This is a genomic window from Nakamurella panacisegetis (genome assembly GCF_900104535.1).
Lineage (GTDB): Bacteria > Actinomycetota > Actinomycetes > Mycobacteriales > Nakamurellaceae > Nakamurella > Nakamurella panacisegetis.
On the sequence record NZ_LT629710.1, the window covers coordinates 2,505,461 to 2,523,470 of the forward strand.

Sequence of the window (18,010 nt, forward strand, 5' to 3'; positions counted from 1 at the left end):
TCCAGGAAGCAGACGTCGTTCAGATCGCGAGGCACAACCGGTAGGCGTCGAGCACCGCGGCGTGCACGTTGCGGCTGGACACCGCATCCCCGATCCGGAACAGCTGGTACCGGCCGGCCGGGTTCGGCGTCAACGACTGGGTCGCGGTGGCCAGCAGGGCCCGATGGTCGACGGCGCCCAGGTTCTTCGAGCCCGGCACCAGAGCGTGGTAGAGCTCGTCGTTGGGCAGGGTCCCGTGTTCGACCACCACCTGGTCGACCGTCAATTCGGTCTCGAGCTCGCTGTACTCGCTGAACAGGGTGGCCACCAGCCGGCCGTCGGCACCGCGGCGGACCGAGCGGAGTCGTTGCAGCAGCGTCGTTCTCGCGTGCGCTCGGTCCAGGATCCCGAAGTAGCGCGGATAGTTCATCCCGCCCACGTCCATGGCCAGGGTGCGTTCCGGGGTGACGATGTGCAGACGCGCTCCGGACTCGGCGATGGCCGTTGCGGCGTCCATGGCGCTGTGTCCGCCGTGGTCGTCGTAGAGCAGCACGTCACCGGCCGGCGGCCGCGAGCCGGCCAGGACGTCCCAGGTGTCGAGCACCAGCTCCGACCCGGACTCCAGGAAGCCGGTGTTGGGCATCCCGCCGGTGGCCACGACCACCACATCCGGCGCCTCGGCCATCACCGTCGCGGCATCGGCGTAGGTGTTGTATCGGATACGGACGTCGCACCGCGCCGATTCGGTCAGGCGCCAGTCGACGATCCCGAGCAGATCCCTGCGCGCCGCCGAGCGGGCGGCCAGCAGCAGTTGGCCGCCGGCCTCCGGTGCCGCCTCCAGGACCACCACCCGATGTCCTCGTTCGCCCAGGACCCGGGCCGCCTCCAGCCCGGCCGCGCCGGCCCCGATCACCACCACCTTCCGGCTCGGCCCAGTGGACGGCGGCACATGGTGTGGGAGCAGCAGTTCGCGTCCGGTGGCCGGGTTGTGGATGCACTTGGTGTCGCTCGCCTGGTAGATCGCGTCCAGGCAGTAGCCGGCCCCGACACAGGGCCGGATCCGGTCCTCCTGGCCGGCGGCGATCTTGGCCACCAGGTAGGGATCGGCGATCTGCGCTCTGGTCATCCCGACCAGGTCCAGCAGTCCGTCCCGGATCGCATGTCGGGCGGTGGCGACGTCGGCGATCCGGGAGGCGTGCATCACCGGCACGCCGAGTTCCTTCTTCACCCAGCCCGCGAACTCCAGATGCGGGGCCGACGGCGTGCCCATCGGCGGGATCACCCTGGCCAGGGCGGCGTCGGTGTCGATGTGGCCGCGGATGACGCTGATGAAGTCGATGCCCTCGGCGATGAGAGTGCGGGCCGCCGAGATACCGGAGTCGGGGTCGATGCCGCCCGGGACGTCCTCGTCGATGACCAGGCGCATCCCGATCGGGAAGGTCGGCCCGACCGCGTCGCGGATGCTCCGGACCACGGCCAGGGCCAGGCGCAGCCGGCGTTCCGGGGTGCCTCCCCATCCGTCGGCGCGGCGATTGGTGGCCGGGGAGAGGAACCCGTCCAGGAGGTGCCCGTAGGCCTCCAATTCGATGCCGTCCAGCCCTCCGGCCACGGCTCGCTGGGCGGCGGCGGCGTAGTCGGCCACCACCCGGGCCAGATCCCACCCCTCGGCCTGCTTCGGGAACGCACGGTGCGCGGGCTCGCGCAGGGGGGAGGGGGCCAGGACCGGCAGCCAGTCGCCGGCGTAGTTGCTGGTCCGCCGACCGAGGTGGGTGAGCTGACACATCACCGCCGCGCCGTGTTCGTGCACCTGATCGGTGAGCCGGGAGAGCCAGGGGACGATCTCGTCCTTGTACATCAGCAGGTTCCCGAACGCCGGCGGGCTGTCGGGGGAGACCACGGCCGACCCGCCGATCATCGTCAGCGCCACTCCGCCCTTCGCCTTCTCGACGTGGTAGGCGGCGTAACGCTCCTTCGGCATGCCGTCCTCGGAGAACGCCGGCTCGTGCGACGTGCTCACCACCCGGTTGCGCAGGGTCAGGGGCCCGAGTTGGAAGGGCTCGAGGAGCGGATCGGTGAGCAGCGATGACATCTTCTCGACTCGTCTCTGGTCAATCGGGAGGTGGGGAGCGGCGATTTACTTGCCGGAAACAGGAGATTTATCTTCCCGTATCGCACGGTCGTACGGTTTAATCGTACGGTCGTTAGAGTATCGCGCAGAGCCGCCGCCAGTCGATACCCGACTCGACACGCAAGTCGTTTCCGGTCGATCCGACACCAGCTGAGAGGTCCTTGAAATGGATGCCACGCCCAGCAATGCTTCAGAACCGGCACCGAGCGTAGTTCCGGCCATGCCTCCCGCTGCCAGACCAGGTCTGGCGCAAGGCATCTCGCGAAGGGCCGTGCTCTTCGGAGGCGCCGGCCTTGTGGTCGCGCCGTGGATTCTGGCGGCTTGCGGAAGCAGTTCGTCATCGACGTCGGGCACCTCCTCGGCTGCGGTCGGAGGGGCCACCACCAGTGCCGCGGGTTCGGCGGCGGTCACCAGCGGCGCGACCGGAACGGCGAAGTCGGGCGGCACCCTGCGCATCGCGCGGCCCCCGGCCTCCACGGTCGAGACGCTGGACCCGGCCAGTTCGCTCTCGGCCTACGAGTACCTCGGCGCGCTCTACAACCGCCTGGTCAAGCAGGATGCCTCGGGTGCCGTCGCCCCGGATCTGGCCGCCAGCTGGTCGGTCTCGGCCGACCAGATGACGTGGACGTTCGTACTCCGCGAGGGGGTGACCTTCCACAACGGGAAGGCGTTCACCTCGGCCGACGCCGTCTACACCCTGCAACACATCCTGGATCCGAAGACGAAGTCACCGCAGGCCGGCGTGCTCTCGCCGTTCCTCGACAGTTCCGGTGTCTCCGCCAAGGACGCCAAAACCCTTGTCGTCAAGCTGAAGTCGCCCAACGCCGAGTTCGTCAGCCTGTTGATGAACTACAACTGCTACGTCATTCCGGCCGGTTCGGCCGGCACCATCGGATCGACCGGAATCGGGACAGGGCCGTTCTCCCTGGTCTCGTTCAAGGCAGCCGGAAAGGGGACGGTGAAGGCGAACCCGAACTACTTCGGCGGGGCGCCGAAGGTGGACAGCATCGAGTTCACCGCGATCGCCGACGTGCAGGCCAGGGTCAACGCCCTGCTGGCCCAGCAGGTCGACCTGGTGGCCCAGACCAACCTGGACTACGCCACCTCGAAGACGGTCACCGCCTCCGGCACCGCCACCACAGCCACCGTCAAGAACGCCGCCTGGTACGTGATGCCGATGCTCTACACGGCAAAGCCTTTCACTGATGTGAAGGTCCGTCAGGCATTCAAGCTGGCCTACGACCCGAAGGAGGTCATCGACCTGTCGATCCACGGGCTCGGAACCGTGGCCAACAACAACCCGGTGCCCCCGACCGACCCGAACTACCTCGACTACTCGGTCCCGCACGACCCCGACAAGGCCAAGTCGTTGCTCGCCTCGGCCGGATTCTCCGGCAGCCAGCAGCTCTACACCTCCAGCTACGAGCCGGTCATGTCGATCCTGGCCCAGGCCTACCAGAGTTCGGTCAAGGGCGCCGGGCTGGACATCAGCATCCAGACGGCCTCGGCCGATTCCTATTACACCGACGTCTGGATCAAGAAGCCGTTCTGTGTGTCGTACTGGTACACAGGCCGGCCCATCGACCAGTTGCTCAACCAGATCTTCCGGACCGGTTCGTCCTACAACGAGTCGCTCTGGTCCGATTCCTCCTTCGACAAGATCCTGGACAGCGCCCGCAAGGAGGCCGACACGGCCAAGCGGAAGCAGTACTACCAGGACGCGCAGAAGATCCTGGTCGACTCCAGCGCCTCGATCGTGCCCTTCTTCGCCGACCGGATCATCGGCCTGTCCAAGAAGGTCGTCAACTACAAGGAATTCGGCTTCGAGTTCGACTACGTCAACATCGGGTTCGGCGCATAAGCATGCTGGGAAAGCTGATTGCCCGGCGGCTCGCGCTCGCGGTCCTGACGATCGTGCTGGCCACCGTGCTGGTCTTCGTTGCGCTGCAGGCACTGCCGGGCAATCTGGCCACCCAGATCCTCGGCAAGGACGCCACGCCGGACGCGGTGGCCCAACTCACCGCGCAGTTGCACCTCGATCGCCCGGGCGTTCTGCGTTACCTGAGCTGGCTGGGCGGGGCGGTGCACGGGGACTTCGGCACCTCGCTGGCCACCTCGCAGCGGGTGGTCACCATGGCCGGCGACTACCTGCGGAACACCGCGGTGCTGGCCGGGATCACCATCGTCGTCGGGATCACCCTGGCCCTGATCCTCGGGGTGGTGGCCGGTCTCACCCGGGACCGGCTGCCCGACGTCCTCATCTCGGGCGTCGCCCTGGTGGCGATGAGCGTGCCGGAGTTCACCCTGGCCACCTTGTTGGTCCTGGTGTTCGCGGTGAAGCTGGCCTGGTTCCCGGCGGTCGTGACGGACGGGCCGGATGCCCCGCTGAGCACCATCCTGCACAACGTACCGCTGCCCGCCGCCGCCCTGTCGATCGTGATGGCGGCCTACATCGTGCGCATGATGCGGACCAGCGTCATCGACGTGATGGCCAGTGAGTACGTGGCCATGGCGACCCTGCGCGGCCTGCCCCGCCGCCGGGTGCTGCTGCACCACGCGCTGCCCAATGCCCTGCTGCCCGCCCTGAACGTCATCGCCATCAACATCGCCTGGCTGGTCGGCGGGGTGGTGGTGGTCGAGGCGGTCTTCAACTATCCGGGGATCGGCACGCTGATGCTCGACGCCGTGCACAACCGCGATGTCCCGGTGCTGCAGTACATCGCCGTCATCGGCGCGCTCGTGTACGTCGTCTCCAACCTGTTGGCCGACCTGGCCGCGACCGCGCTGAACCCGCGACTGCGCACCCCGGCGCGGGCGTCATGAGCGAGAACATTTCCGGTCCGGTGGGCGACGCGCCGCAGCGCAACGACCCGAAGGGCCGGCCCCGGCGCGGTACCGGCACCCTGCGGTCCCTGCTCGGATCGCCGGTCGCCATGACGGGCGTCGTCCTGGTGCTGCTGCACGTGGTGGTAGCCGTGGCCGCTCCCTGGATCGCGCCGTACTCGCCGATCGCCACCAGCCCCCTCGAGGCCATCGTCAACCCGACATCGTCGCACTGGCTCGGCACCGACCAGCTGGGCCGGGACGTGCTGTCCCGGGTCATCTACGGTGGCCGCAACGCGATGCTGATCAGCGCGGCCGCCGCGGTGCTGTCGGTCGGGATCGGAACGGCGCTCGGCTGTGCCGCCGCCTACTTCCGCGGTTGGTTCGACGAGGTCCTGATGCGCATCCTGGACGCCGTGCTGTCGGTACCGGCCATCCTCGCCCTGCTGGTCGTGGTGTCGGTGCTGGGGGCCGGCGCACCGGTGATCGTGCTGGCCGCCACCGTCGTCTACTGCCCGGCGGTGATCCGGGTGGTCAGGGCCGGGGCGCAGTCCGTGGTCGGGCTCGACTACGTCACCGCGGCCCGGGCCAGGGGCGAGAACCCCTGGGCCACCATGGTTCGCGAGATCCTGCCCAACATTCTGGACGTGGTCCTGGTCGAGTTCGCCATGCGCGCCTCGTGGATCGTCCTGCTGGTCAGCTCGCTGTCGTTCCTCGGATTCGGCGCCAATCCGCCGACGCCGGACTGGGGCCTGATGGTGTCCGAGAGCCGCAGCCTGCTCACCGTCACCCCCTGGGCCGCCATCGGGCCGATCATCGCGCTGGCCACCCTGATCGTCGGACTCAACCTGGCCGCCGACGGCCTGGCCAAGGCCCGCGGCATCGACCGCATCACCGGAGGTGCCTGATGGACACGACGAAAGCGGCGACGCCGCTGGAGGTCTCGGGCGAGGCGACCGGAGGGCCGGTCGTCGTGGTCGAGAAGGTCACGGTGTCCTACCGGGCCGGCAAGAAGGTGATGCCTGTGCTGGTCGACGTGGATCTGACCGTGGCGCCGGGCGAGATCGTCGCCGTCGTCGGTGAATCCGGCTGCGGGAAGTCCACCCTGGCCGGGGCCCTGGTCGGCCACCTGCGGGCCGGTTCGAAGATCACCCAGGGCCGCGTGCTGATCGGCGCCCAGGACCTGTTCCGCAGTTCCGGGCCCACGCTCCGCCGGATCCGCAGCGGCACAGTTGCTTTCGTCCCGCAGAACGCCGGCCACGCGTTGACTCCGTCGATGCGCGTCGGTGACCAGATCGGCGAGGTGCTCCGTTTCGGACGGGGGATGGACCGCGCGGCCGCCCGGGCCGAGGCCATCCGGCTGTTCGGGCTCGTACGTCTCCCGGAACCCGAGCAACTGCTGGCCCGGTATCCGCACCAGCTGTCCGGCGGCCAGTTGCAGCGCGTGGCGATCGCCATCGGTATTGCCGGCTCGCCTCGCCTGCTGGTGATGGACGAGCCGACCACCGGCCTTGACGTGGTCACCCAGGCCGGCATCCTCGCGCTGCTGGCCGACCTGCGCGCCACCTTGGGGGTGGCCATCGTCCTGGTCAGCCACGACCTCGGCGCCGTGGCCCGGCTGTGCGACCGGATGTTGGTCATGTACTCGGGCCGGGTGGTCGAGGCCGGCCCGACGGCCGAACTGTTTGCCGCGCCTGCTCATCCGTACACCCGCGGCCTGCTGGCCAGCGTGCCCCGGATCAGTGCCCCCGGCCTTCCGGTGGGGATGACGGGCGGTTCACCGGTGGGTCCGGGAACGTTGCCCGGTTGCGCCTTCGCGCCCCGCTGCCCGTTCGCCCAGGAGGCCTGCACGCACGACCCGGCGCCGGCCCTGGCCACCCGCCGGCCCTTGACCGACGGTCGGGTCAGCGCCTGCCTGCGGACCGAACACGTTCTGGACCAACCGGTCTGGACGTCCCAGGTCCGGCCCCGCGAGCACCGGGAGTTCGGCCCGGTCCTGCTCCAGGTGCGCGGGCTGCAGGTCGACTACCGGGCCAAGCCCGATGCCGCCACCGGCCCGACCGTGGACGGGATCGACCTCGAGGTCCGGCAGGGTGAGGTGGTGGCGCTGGTCGGTGAGAGCGGCAGCGGGAAATCCACCATCGCCTGGACCCTGGCCGGGTTGCGACGGCCGACCGCGGGAGAACTCACCCTGCACCCGCGCCAGGCCGGAACAACGGGGGCCACGGCCGATCTGACGCTGCCGGCGGCCAAGCGTGCCCCGCAGTGGCGCCGGCAGGTCCAGTTGATCTTCCAGAACGCCGACACCTCGCTGAACCCGCGGCGCTCGGTCGGCGATGCCGTCGCCCGCCCGCTGCGATTGCTCGGCCTCCGGGGCCAGAAGGCCACCGCACGCCGGGACGAGGTGTTCGCCGACGTGGGACTGCCGACGTCGTTCGCCGATCGGCTGCCGGCCCAGCTGTCCGGCGGTCAGCGGCAGCGCGCCGGTATCGCTCGGGCGCTGGCCGCCGATCCGGCCCTCCTACTGGCCGACGAAGTCGTCTCCGCGCTGGACGTCTCGGTGCAGGCGTCGGTGCTCGGGCTGCTGGACGATCTGCGGGCCGAACACCAGTTGGGCTACCTGTTCATCGGACATGACCTCGCGGTCGTGCGCGGCCTGGCCGACCGGGTGGTGGTGCTGTATCTGGGCCGGATCTGTGAAGAGGGCACCGTCGAGGACGTCTTCGGCGTGCACGGCGCGGGTGCGGTCAACCACCCGTACACCCGGCTGCTGTTGGATTCGGTGATGGACCCGGTACCGACGGCGACGGCCCGGGTCGCCGCGCCGCGCACCAGGGCCGACGAGCCCGAGTCGGCACCGCCGCCGGCCGGTTGCCCGTTCTACCGCCGGTGCGAACTGCGGATCGAGGGAACCTGCAACACACAGGCACCGCCCGTCCGGCAGCCGGCCGACCGCCACCGGATCCGGTGTCACCTGCCGCTCACCGACCTGAACCACCCCGGCGAACTGGTCGATGCCCGATGACGACCATCCTCCCGACCGCGGGATCGGTCGAGGTCCTGGACCACGTGCTGATCGAGATGACCGACGGCACCAGGCTCTCGGCCCGGATCTGGTTGCCGTCCGACGCAGCGGCCCGGCCGGTGCCGGCCCTGCTGGAATACCTGCCCTACCGCAAGGGCGACTGGACGGCGCCGCGGGATGCTCAGCGCCATCCCTGGTACGCCGCCAACGGATACGCCTCCGTCCGGGTCGACCTCCGCGGTTCCGGCGACTCCGAGGGGGTGATGACCGACGAGTACAGCCCGACCGAACTGGCCGACGGGGTCGAGGTCATCAACTGGCTGGCCCGGCAGAGCTGGTGCACCGGCGCGGTCGGGATGTTCGGCATCTCCTGGGGTGGCTTCAATTCCCTGCAGCTGGCCGCCATCGCCCCGGAGCCGCTGAAGGCCATCGTCACCGTCTGCTCGACGGACGACCGCTACGCCGACGACGTGCACTACTTCGGCGGCGCCGTGCTGGGGATCGACATGGCCGGCTGGGCGACGACGATGCTCGCCTTCACCGCCCGTCCGCCTGACCCGGCCCGGGTCGGACCGGCCTGGCGCGAGATGTGGCAGCAACGGCTGGTAGCGGCCGAGCCGTATCTGGACAAGTGGCTCGCGCACCAGGAACGCGACGAGTACTGGCAGCACGGCAGCGTCTGCCAGGACTACTCCCGCATCGGTGCGGCCGTGCTCGCCGTCGGTGGTTTCGCCGATCCGTACCGCAACACGGTGTTCCGGCTGCTGGAGAATCTCTCGGCGCCGGTGAAGGGCATCGTCGGGCCGTGGTCGCACCAGTACCCGGACCGAGATCTGGAACCGGGCCCGGCCATCGGATTCCTGCAGGAGACGCTGCGCTGGTGGGACCACTGGCTCAAGGATGTCCCGAACGGGGTCCAGGACGATCCGGCGCTGCGGGTCTGGATGCAGGACTCGGTCCGGCCCGCCACCCGCTACGCGCAGCGTCCAGGACGGTGGATCGGGGAAGCGACCTGGCCCAGTCCGGCCGTGCAGCCGGTGGCCTTCTCGTTGGCCGAGATGACCTGTGCCGCAGCCGATGCCGGCCGGGTACTGGTGTCGGCGCCGCAGCACACCGGCGTCGACGCGGGCCGGTACTTCCCGTTCGGCAACCCGTCGGATCTTCCGCCCGACCAGCGCGCCGAGGATGGGCGGTCGACCTGCCTGGACACGGCGCCCCTGGCCGAGACGCTGGAGATGCTCGGCATCGCGTCGTTGCGGCTTCGGCTGACCGCCACCGCGGCGGCCAACGTGGTCGTCCGGATCTGCGATGTCGCCCCGGACGGGAGCTCCACCCTGGTCACCCGCGGCTGCCTCAATCTGCTCAGCCGGGCCGGGATGGACTCCATCTCCCCGGTCGTGCCGGGCCAGGACATGGAGGTCGACGTCCCGCTGGTCGCCATGGCCTGGGCCTTCCCGGCCGGGCACCGGATCCGGATCGCCGTCAGCAACAGCTACTGGCCGTGGGTCTGGCCGCACCCGGAACCTTCGGTGCTGTCGCTGGACCTGACGGCGGGCGTCCTGCACGTGCCCTGCCGGTCGCTCGACCAACCCGGCGAACCGGTGACCTTCCTGCCGCCCGAACAGTCCGAGCCGCTCGCCGTGGTGATGCACGCCGCCGCGCCGGACATCCCCGAGCGCGAGGTGCGGTACGAACCGGCCAGCGGCCGGTGGACCCTCACCGTCGACCCGAACTACGGCGGCAGCCGCACCTATCCGGACGGTCTGGTCTTCCACGAACGAGCCCTCGAGACGTATTCGATCCGGGCCGACGACCCGCTGTCGGCCACGGCCACCTCCAGCTGGCACATCGGCCTGGTGCGCGAGGGCTGGGACGTGCGCATCGACGTCACCGCCACCATGACCGCCGACGCCACGCATTTCGTGACCGAACACCGTCTGGCCGCCACCCTCGACGGCGAGGACGTCTTCGTCAACACCTGGCGCCGGCGCACACCCAGGACGTCGTGTTGACCGGCCGCACCCCGGCTCGGGGAACGGGCGGCAGTGTGGCCCGAGGCCGGCGGGAGGGCGACCGGGTCCGTCAGCCGACCGAGATCCGGCGGCAGCTGATCGTGGAGGCGGCCCGCGTACTGATCGCCGATCGCGGGCTCTTCGCGGCCAGCATGCGCGACATCGCCCAGGGGGCCGGGGTTTCACTGGGCACCGTCACCTATCACTTCACCGGTATCGCCGAGCTGCTGGCCGAGGTGCTGCACGCCGAGATGGACGACTTCTACCGGCCCATCTCGGCCCGCGCCGCCCTGGAACCGGACGGCGCCGCGGCCTTGGGAACCATCATCGACGGCTTCTTCGCCGACGGCGCCCGGACGGTCGAGCACTGGCGGCTCTGGCTGGACTTCTGGACCCTGTCGGCCCACGACCAGTTCCACGCGGACTGGCAGGTGAAGGTGTACGTCCAGTGGCGGGCCGACATCGTGGCCATCCTGGAACGGGGCCGGACGGACGGCACCTTCGAATTCGACGACATCGACGTCGCGGCGATGGAATTCATGGCCGTCTTCGACGGCTGGGCGGCCCAGGCCTTCCTCCCCGGTGGACCCATCGGACCACAGCGGGCCAGAGCCCTCCTGCACGACTACGTCGACCGGCGGCTGGCCGCGGCCCCCGACACCGCACGCAGCAACCGAGAACCGCACCGCCGCTCACGCGACCGTACGTGAGAGCCGAAATGGAAGAGGCAGCACCGTGACCACCAGCCGGATCCGAGAAGATGTCGCCGGGCTCATCGCGACCCGAACCCCAGGTCGCTCGCTCGAGGGTGACCTGTACGTCTCGCCCGAGGCGCTTGACCTCGATCTCGACGCGATCTTCTACCGCAGCTGGATCTTCGTCGCGGTGGAGCCGGATCTGCCGGAGGCCGGCGACTACGTCACCGTCTCGGTCGGGCGCTACTCGGTGATCATCACCCGGGACGACGACGAGGAGATCCGCGCATTCCACAACGTGTGCCGGCACCGCGGGTCCCGGCTGCTGGACGACAAGTGCGGCTCCATCGGAAACATCGTGTGCCCCTACCACCAGTGGACCTACGACCAGCAGGGGCACCTGCTGCACGCGGAATCGACGCCGCCCGGTTTCGACCGGTCGTTGTTCTCCCTCCGGAAGGTGAACCTGCGCAACGTCTCCGGGTTGATCTTCGTCTGTCTGTCGGACGATCCGCCCGAGGACTTCGACGAGTTCGCCTCGCGCGTGACGCCCTACCTGGCGCCGCACCGGTTGCCGACGACGAAGATCGCCCATCAGATCGACATCGTGGAGAACGGCAACTGGAAGCTGGTGATGGAGAACAACCGCGAGTGCACGCACTGCGGCGGGCACCCGGAGCTGCTGTGCTCGTTGTTCCCGGTCTACGGCTACCAGGAGTCCGACATCGGGCCGCGCCTGCGTCCGGCCTGGGACCGATACCTGGCCGCCAAGGCCGAATTCGAGGGGATCTGCGCCCGCAACGGCCTGCCGTGGGCGGCCATCGAGGAGCTGGACACCCGGCGCACCGGGTTCCGCATCGAACGGGAGCCGTTGGACATGGCGGGGGAGTCGTTCACCATCGACGGCACCCTGGCCAGCCGGAAGCTGTTGGCCGACTTCACCGAACCGCGGCTCGGCCGGCTCTCGATGCACCTGCAGCCCAATGCCTGGTTCCACTTCCTGTCCGATCACATCGTGACGTTCTCGGTGCTGCCCCTGACCGCGGACAGCTCGCTGCTGCGGACCACCTGGCTGGTGGCCGCCGATGCGGTGGAAGGGGTCGATTACGACGTCGACAAGTTGACCTATGTCTGGCAGCAGACCAACGACCAGGACCGGGCGTTCGTGGCCCGGGCCCACGCCGGGGTCGGGAACCCGGCCTACGTCCCGGGGCCCTACCTGCCGCCGGAATATCAGGTGGAGGCGTTCTGCAACTGGTACGTCCAGCGCGTGCGAGAGATTCTGTGAGCCTGCCCGTCTGGGATCCCGACCGGGACGACGTGCTGGTCTGCCGGGCCGTGCGGACCGTCACCGCGACGGTGAAGACCTTCGTGCTGGCCGCCCGCACCCCGCAGCGGTTCTCGTTCCGCGGTGGTCAGCACCTGGTGTTCGCCTTCGACATCGACGGTGCGGAGGTGCTGCGCAGCTACACGTTGTCCTCGCCGCCGACCCGCCCCGAGACCATCTCGATCACGGTTCGCCGCCGGCCGGGCGGAGTGGTCTCGACCTGGTTGCACGACCACCTGCGGCCCGGCATGACGGTGCGGGCGATCTCGGATCCCCTGGGCGAATTCACCATGGAGGATCACCCGGCGGCGAAGTACCTGATGCTGGCCGGCGGCAGCGGTATCACCCCGTTCCTGGCCATGCTCCGCGCCCTGCACGACGGCGGGCGCGCCCACGACATCGTCCTGGTGCACGCGGCGCACACTCCGGACGATCTGATCCAGCGGGCCGAGCTGGCCCTGCTCACGGCCGAGACCACCGGACTGCGAACCGTTCTCGTACCCAGCCATGACGACGACGGCTGGCCCGGCTACCGCGGGCGGGTGTCGGCCGGGCTGCTGACCCACATCGCGCCCGATCTGGCCGAGCGGGTAGTGCTCACTTGCGGCCCCGAATCGTTCATGTCGGACCTGCAGCACGAACTGATCGCCCTCGGCTGCGACCCGGGTGATCTGCACCGCGAGAGTTTCACCTTCGCCGACCCGGCGGTGGCGCTGCAGCGGCAGGACGCCGATCCGGCCGAGCATCTGGCCGACGCCGGTTTTCCCATCGAGTTCGCCCACCTGGGGCGGACCGTGCACAGCCCGCCGGGCAGCACGGTGCTGCAGGCCGCTGCCGCGGCCGGTATCACCCTGCCGTCGTCCTGTTCGCAGGGCCTGTGCGGTACCTGCAAGAGTCGCCTGGTATCGGGCCAGGTGGACATGCAGCACGCCGGCGGCATCCGGCCGAAAGAGATTGCCCAGGGCCGGTTCCTGCCCTGCTGTTCGGTGCCGCTGTCGGCCCTGGTCGTCGATCGGCTCTGACCCGGCGTCGACCGCCATGCCGGCGACCCGGGCGAAGTCGCGACCCCGACCGAACGCGCCGTCTCGGCCGATCCGCGAACGGGGCGGGTTTCGATTTCGATTTCCGGTCGTCCCGGTCGCGGCCCGAAAGTCCTCGCTGATCGGCCGTGATAGGTTATTTTCCGAGGTCAGGAGGGTATCAGATGCAGATTCCGCAGTTCGGCGCCAGCACGACGTTCGACGATGCCTGCGCGATGGTACTCGAGTACCTGCAGGCCGCGATACCGATGGGATTCTGGTCCGTGACCCGGCACAGCCAGGACACGCAGCTCTACCTGGCGGTGAAGGACTCGGTCTATGGCCAGCGGGCCGGAAACTCCCACCTGTGGTCGGATTCGATGTGCCAATACATGCTGGCCGGCGATGGGCCTCGGATCGCGCCCGACGTCGAACAGGTCCCGGCCTACGCCGGTGCCGGCGTGCGACGGGATCTGCGGATCGGCGCCTACGTCGGCCTGCCGTTGCTGCAGGCCGACGGTGAGGTGTTCGGCACCCTGTGCGGATTGGACGAAGAACGTCAGCCGGCCGAATTGAAGGAACACGAGCCACTGCTGCAGATTCTCGCGCAATTGCTCACGACGATTCTGCAGACCGATCTGATGCGCACGCAGGCGGAGCAATTGGCCGAACGCTCGGCCACAGCCGCCGAGACCGACGTTCTGACCGGTTTGTACAACCGACGCGGATGGGACCGGTTTCTGGCCACCGAAGAGGCGCGTTATCGCCGGTTCGGGCACACCGGCTCAGTGATCATTCTGGATCTGGACAGCCTGAAATTGGTCAACGACCGCTACGGGCACGACGCCGGTGACGCCCACATCCGGCAGGCGGCCCGGGCGATTGCGGAAACGACCAGAGATATGGACATCGTGGCCCGCCTCGGCGGTGACGAATTCGGAATCCTGGCCGCCCACACCAACTCCGAGCAGGCCCAGCATCTCGTCGACCGTCTCTCCGAGCAGTTGACGCTGGTCGGCACTCCTGGTTCGATCGGGTACGCCCCGTACAGCATCATCTCCGGGTTCCCCGGTGCCTGGCAGAGTGCGGATGCCGCGATGTACGAGCAGAAGCGTCACCGGCGGGCGGCGGCGTCGCAGTCGGCGAAGCGGATCCAGCCGCAAACCTGACCGCAGACCGCCCGCAGATCTGACCCAGGCAGCAGCGAGAAGAGAACTCGCTCAGAACGGTTCGGCGAGCGGCGGCCGCACCCGTCCGACGACCGGGCCGAGATCCACCCGGGGGCCACGACCGGTGCGGGCGGTGATGGTCACGGTGTCCCCGTCGCGCAGGTAGCCGCGTTGCGTCCCGTCGTCCAGGACGACGGGGACGGTGCCGTCCAGGGATGCCTCGAGCAGGCTGCCGGCCTGGCCCGGCTCCCATCCGGAGACGGTGCCGGAGGCGTACAGGTCACCGGTGCGAAGGCGCGCGCCGTTGCTGGTGAGATGGGCCAGTTGCTGGGCCGGGCTCCAGTACATGCCCTCGAACGGCGGCTCGGCGACGGTCGTCGTGTTCACATCCACCCGCAGGCGGAGATCGATTCCGCGGCGGTCGCAGCCCGCCAGGTACGGCGGCGGCAGCGGATCCTGCGGTGGGCCTTCCACCCGAGCCTGATCGAAGGCGACCAGGGGCGTGACCCAGGCCGATACCGACGTGGCGAAGGACTTGCCGAGAAACGGTCCGAGGGGTACGTATTCCCAGCGCTGCACGTCGCGGGCGCTCCAGTCGTTGACGAGTACGACCCCGAAAACGTGGTCCTCCAGCACATCTTCCTGCAGCCGGGCCGGCCCGTCGCGTCCTACGCCGACGACGAATCCGACCTCGGCCTCGATATCCAGTTTGCGGGTCGGGCCATCGACGACGGCGCCGGCGTCATCGAGGTACTGCCCGCGCGGCCGCGTCACCTCAGTACCCGACACCACGACGGAACCGGCCCGCCCGTGATATCCGATGGGCAGGGAGCGCCAGCTCGGAGGTAGTTCGGGACTGCTCGGCCGGAAGATGCGGGCGGTGGCCTTGGCGTGGGCCTCGAAGGAGTAGAAGTCGACGTAGTCGGTCACGTCCCACGGCAGCCATTCGCGCAGGGACTGGCGCTCCACCAGGACACCTCGGGTGCGGTCCTGGTGGCGGGAGGCGCTGAGCAGTTCGACCAGGCGCTCCCGCAGTTCGCGCCACATGGTCGGGCCGGTGCTCATGAAGCGATTGAGGGAGTCCGCGGCGAACCATTCCGTGACGAGGCGAGGCCCGAGGATCCCGGCCCCGGCGGCGGCCGCCAGGTCCAGCGCCTGGCCGCCGATGGCCACGGCGACCCGTCGGTCACCTCCGGCCGAGGGTGAGACGACGCCGTAGGGAAGCGTTCCCAGTCCGAAGGGTGCGTCGGGGTCGAGATCCAGCCAGCTGTCCACGTTTTCCCTCCGGCTCGACCACGCCGTCCCAGCCGTTCCCGCCAGCGTGGCATCGTCAGACCATCGACACCCTACAAGCCGCCGGTGCCGGCGTGGCCTACTTCAGATGCGGGATCATCTTTCGGTACAGCGCAACGGCGAACCCGTCGGTGAAGGAATTCTCCGATGTCTGCAGCATGAGGTCACCGACCCGGACGACGGTCTGACCGTCTCCCTTGTAGGCCTCGTCCCCCAGTCCCGGGACTTTCACTCCGCCGGCGTAGATGGCGAAGTTGTCGGCGGAGAGGACATCGATCTCGACCGTGCCCGAGGCTCCGTCACCGTCGATCGTGAACGTGCAGCCCGACATCGGCATGGTGGCGCCCCCGGTGGTGGCCGACCTGGTCGCCTTCAGCGTGTACTTCGTGGCCGACGTCTGGGCTCCGTTGAGGCCCCTTTCCCGGGCGACCGCCGCGGCGTCGGCCTCGCTGAGCAGTGCGCAAACATCGATGGAACCGGCCCGGCTCGCCCCAGCGGCCGCCGAAGGGCCGGCCATCGCCGCTGAAGGGCCGCCCATGGCCGACGGAGGGCCGGCCGGGACCGACCCATTCGACGCGGCCGTCGTGGACGTTGACGGCCTGCCGCAGGCGACCAGGAGGAGCAGGAGCGCCGCCGTGGATGCCCAGCGCAGGCTATGTGAGGTCATGGGGCAGCTTAGGCCGACGGCCGCCACTTGGACCGGCGAACACCCAACAGATTCCTGGCCCGCGGCGCGGCTGCCGTTGCGCTCGGCGAAGGCGGCCGTCGGTGGCTCGCATCAGTGCGGCCGGCTCCGGTGGGCCACGACCTGGTTGCGGCCGGCCTGTTTCGCGGCGTAGAGCGCGGCGTCCGCCTCGGCCAGGAGCAACTGCGGATTCTCGACGTCGTCGGTCGAGCACACGCCGCAGGAGAGGGTCACCCGGCCGACCTCGTCGAAGTGGTGGCCGGCGATCGCGGCGCGGGCGCGTTCGGCCGCCAACGTCGCGGACGCGGTGTCGGTGCGAGGGAGCACCCAGAGGAATTCTTCGCCGCCGATGCGTGCGAGTATCTCGGACTTTCGCGCGACCGAGGTCAGGATGGCCGCGACCTCGGTCAGGACGCGGTCACCGACGGCGTGACCGTGCGTGTCGTTGACCTCCTTGAAGTGATCCAGGTCCATCGCGATGACGCTGAGCGGCTCGTGGGTGAGTCGGGCCGTCTCCTGTTCCCGGGCGAGGTGATCGTCCAGGGCCCGGCGGTTCGACAGGCCGGTCAGCGGATCGGTGGCGGCCTGCGCGGTCAGGGTCGACCAGGCGGTGAGGTTGGTGAGGGTGAGTTCGACCAGTTCGGCGAACTTGGCCAGTTGCTCGAGCACCTCGGAGGTCAACTGGTCGGCCTCGTGTGCGGCCAGGGCAATGGCGCCCCACAACTGGCCCTGGTGCCGGATCGGGGCAGCGGCTCCGGCGACGAGTCCCTCGGCGCGGAGTGCGCCGACCAGGCCGGCGTCCTGCTGCCGGTAGCCGACGAGAGCGGGAAGGCCGGTCTTGGCAACCTGGGCGGTGGCTGACCAGTCCTCCGGCCCGAACGTCAGTGACGCCGACACGGTGTCGGGCTGAACCGGTGCCATGGAGATGATCTCGCCGTGGTCCGGGTCGCTGAACTTCACGACGGCCGCCGTGTCGGCGTTGAAGATGGCGGTCAGGCTGTTCGCGATCTGGGCGCTGACCCGGTCGATCGGCTCAGCCCGGGCGACCGCCGTGGCGATCTCGCGCAGGGCCGCCTGCAGCGCCTCGGCGCGATGCTGCACGGTGACGTCCTGCGCGATGACCATTCCGGCGAACACGGTGCCGTCGGCGTCGGCCACCGGGGCTGCTCTGAGACTGAACACGCGGTCACGTACCCGCTGGGTCCACACCGTGAGCTCCCCGCCGAGCGCCCTCCGATAACGCGGTTCGAGATCGGCGGCCAGGCCGGGGTCGAAGGCCTCGCTGACCGTCTTGCCCTCCAGATCTTGCGGTCGGTATCCAAAGCTGGCCAGCTCACTGCCTTCGGCGATCTGGAACCGGAGTTGGGAGTCGAACAGCAGCACGAAACCGCCCGGGATGCTGGCCGCCAGTGCCCGGTACTGCTTGGCGCTGCGCCGCAGGGTCTGCTCGGCCTCGACCCGATCGGTCATGTCGGTCACGAGCACGAAGAAACCTTCGACCTTGCCGTCGACGATGTGCGGCACGTAGGAGGCCTGGGTGTGCCGGGTGCGGCCCTGCTGATCGACCAGGGTCCGATCGAACAGTTGCTCCTCACCCTGCAGGGCCAGTTCCATGTACGAGCGGTTCGCCTGGAACAGCTTCTCACCGAGGACCTCGCGGATGTGAAGGCCCGGCATGGCCTCAGGGGCGTAGCCGAAGTAGTCCTGATAGGCCCGGTTGGCCAGGACGTTGCGCAGGTCCCGGTCCCACAGCGCAACCAAGCCGGGCAGGCCGTCCAGGACGGCCAGCGCGGCCTCGGCCGAACGCAACTGGCGAAGCTGCTCTGCGCTCCCGGGCGAACCCATACGACCACTT

At 69.3% G+C, this 18,010-nt stretch carries 13 protein-coding genes; 9 read left to right on the forward strand and 4 right to left on the reverse strand.

What is annotated here, in order from left to right:
• Positions 1-19: 19 nt before the first annotated feature.
• Complete coding sequence (locus BLS97_RS10985) at positions 20-2,068, reverse strand: oxidoreductase (protein ID WP_090476006.1); 2,049 nt, start codon at positions 2,066-2,068, stop codon at positions 20-22.
• A 259-nt stretch (positions 2,069-2,327) separates the two neighbouring features.
• On the opposite strand from BLS97_RS10985, the gene BLS97_RS10990 reads away from it, so the two are divergent.
• From BLS97_RS10990 to BLS97_RS11030, 9 genes are all read left to right on the forward strand, one after another.
• Positions 2,328-3,968 (forward strand): ABC transporter substrate-binding protein, encoded by a 1,641-nt coding sequence (locus BLS97_RS10990; RefSeq protein ID WP_090476007.1) that lies wholly within the window; start codon positions 2,328-2,330, stop codon positions 3,966-3,968.
• Between the two features lie 2 nt (positions 3,969-3,970).
• Positions 3,971-4,930, forward strand: a complete 960-nt coding sequence (locus BLS97_RS10995; protein ID WP_197676123.1) for an ABC transporter permease — start codon at positions 3,971-3,973, stop codon at positions 4,928-4,930.
• On the forward strand, positions 4,927-5,838 hold the full coding sequence (locus tag BLS97_RS11000; protein WP_090476008.1) for an ABC transporter permease: 912 nt from the start codon (positions 4,927-4,929) through the stop codon (positions 5,836-5,838). The genes BLS97_RS10995 and BLS97_RS11000 overlap by 4 nt, the downstream gene beginning before the upstream one ends.
• Positions 5,838-7,955: a dipeptide ABC transporter ATP-binding protein gene (locus tag BLS97_RS23475; RefSeq protein WP_090476009.1), complete on the forward strand. Its 2,118-nt coding sequence runs from the start codon at positions 5,838-5,840 to the stop codon at positions 7,953-7,955. Before BLS97_RS11000 ends, BLS97_RS23475 begins: the two co-directional genes overlap by 1 nt.
• Complete coding sequence (locus BLS97_RS11010; RefSeq protein WP_090476010.1) at positions 7,952-9,967, forward strand: CocE/NonD family hydrolase; 2,016 nt, start codon at positions 7,952-7,954, stop codon at positions 9,965-9,967. Before BLS97_RS23475 ends, BLS97_RS11010 begins: the two co-directional genes overlap by 4 nt.
• Positions 9,964-10,677: a TetR/AcrR family transcriptional regulator gene (locus tag BLS97_RS11015; RefSeq protein WP_172832258.1), complete on the forward strand. Its 714-nt coding sequence runs from the start codon at positions 9,964-9,966 to the stop codon at positions 10,675-10,677. The genes BLS97_RS11010 and BLS97_RS11015 overlap by 4 nt, the downstream gene beginning before the upstream one ends.
• A 25-nt stretch (positions 10,678-10,702) precedes the next feature.
• Positions 10,703-11,950, forward strand: a complete 1,248-nt coding sequence (locus BLS97_RS11020) for an aromatic ring-hydroxylating oxygenase subunit alpha (protein ID WP_172832259.1) — start codon at positions 10,703-10,705, stop codon at positions 11,948-11,950.
• On the forward strand, positions 11,947-13,011 hold the full coding sequence (locus BLS97_RS11025) for a hybrid-cluster NAD(P)-dependent oxidoreductase (protein WP_197676124.1): 1,065 nt from the start codon (positions 11,947-11,949) through the stop codon (positions 13,009-13,011). The genes BLS97_RS11020 and BLS97_RS11025 overlap by 4 nt, the downstream gene beginning before the upstream one ends.
• 182 nt (positions 13,012-13,193) lie before the next feature.
• A complete protein-coding gene (locus tag BLS97_RS11030; RefSeq protein ID WP_090476012.1) occupies positions 13,194-14,177 on the forward strand; it encodes a GGDEF domain-containing protein in 984 nt (327 codons plus the stop codon).
• A gap of 51 nt (positions 14,178-14,228) precedes the next feature.
• On the opposite strand, the gene BLS97_RS11035 is transcribed toward BLS97_RS11030, so the two are convergent.
• The 3 genes from BLS97_RS11035 to BLS97_RS11050 form a co-directional block, all read right to left on the reverse strand.
• Positions 14,229-15,452 (reverse strand): fumarylacetoacetate hydrolase family protein, encoded by a 1,224-nt coding sequence (locus BLS97_RS11035; RefSeq protein WP_090476013.1) that lies wholly within the window; start codon positions 15,450-15,452, stop codon positions 14,229-14,231.
• 97 nt (positions 15,453-15,549) lie between these two features.
• Positions 15,550-16,137 (reverse strand): hypothetical protein, encoded by a 588-nt coding sequence (locus BLS97_RS22855; protein WP_157695355.1) that lies wholly within the window; start codon positions 16,135-16,137, stop codon positions 15,550-15,552.
• 111 nt (positions 16,138-16,248) lie between these two features.
• Positions 16,249-18,000, reverse strand: coding sequence for a sensor domain-containing diguanylate cyclase (locus BLS97_RS11050; RefSeq protein ID WP_090476016.1), 1,752 nt, complete (start codon positions 17,998-18,000; stop codon positions 16,249-16,251).
• Positions 18,001-18,010 lie beyond the last annotated feature (10 nt).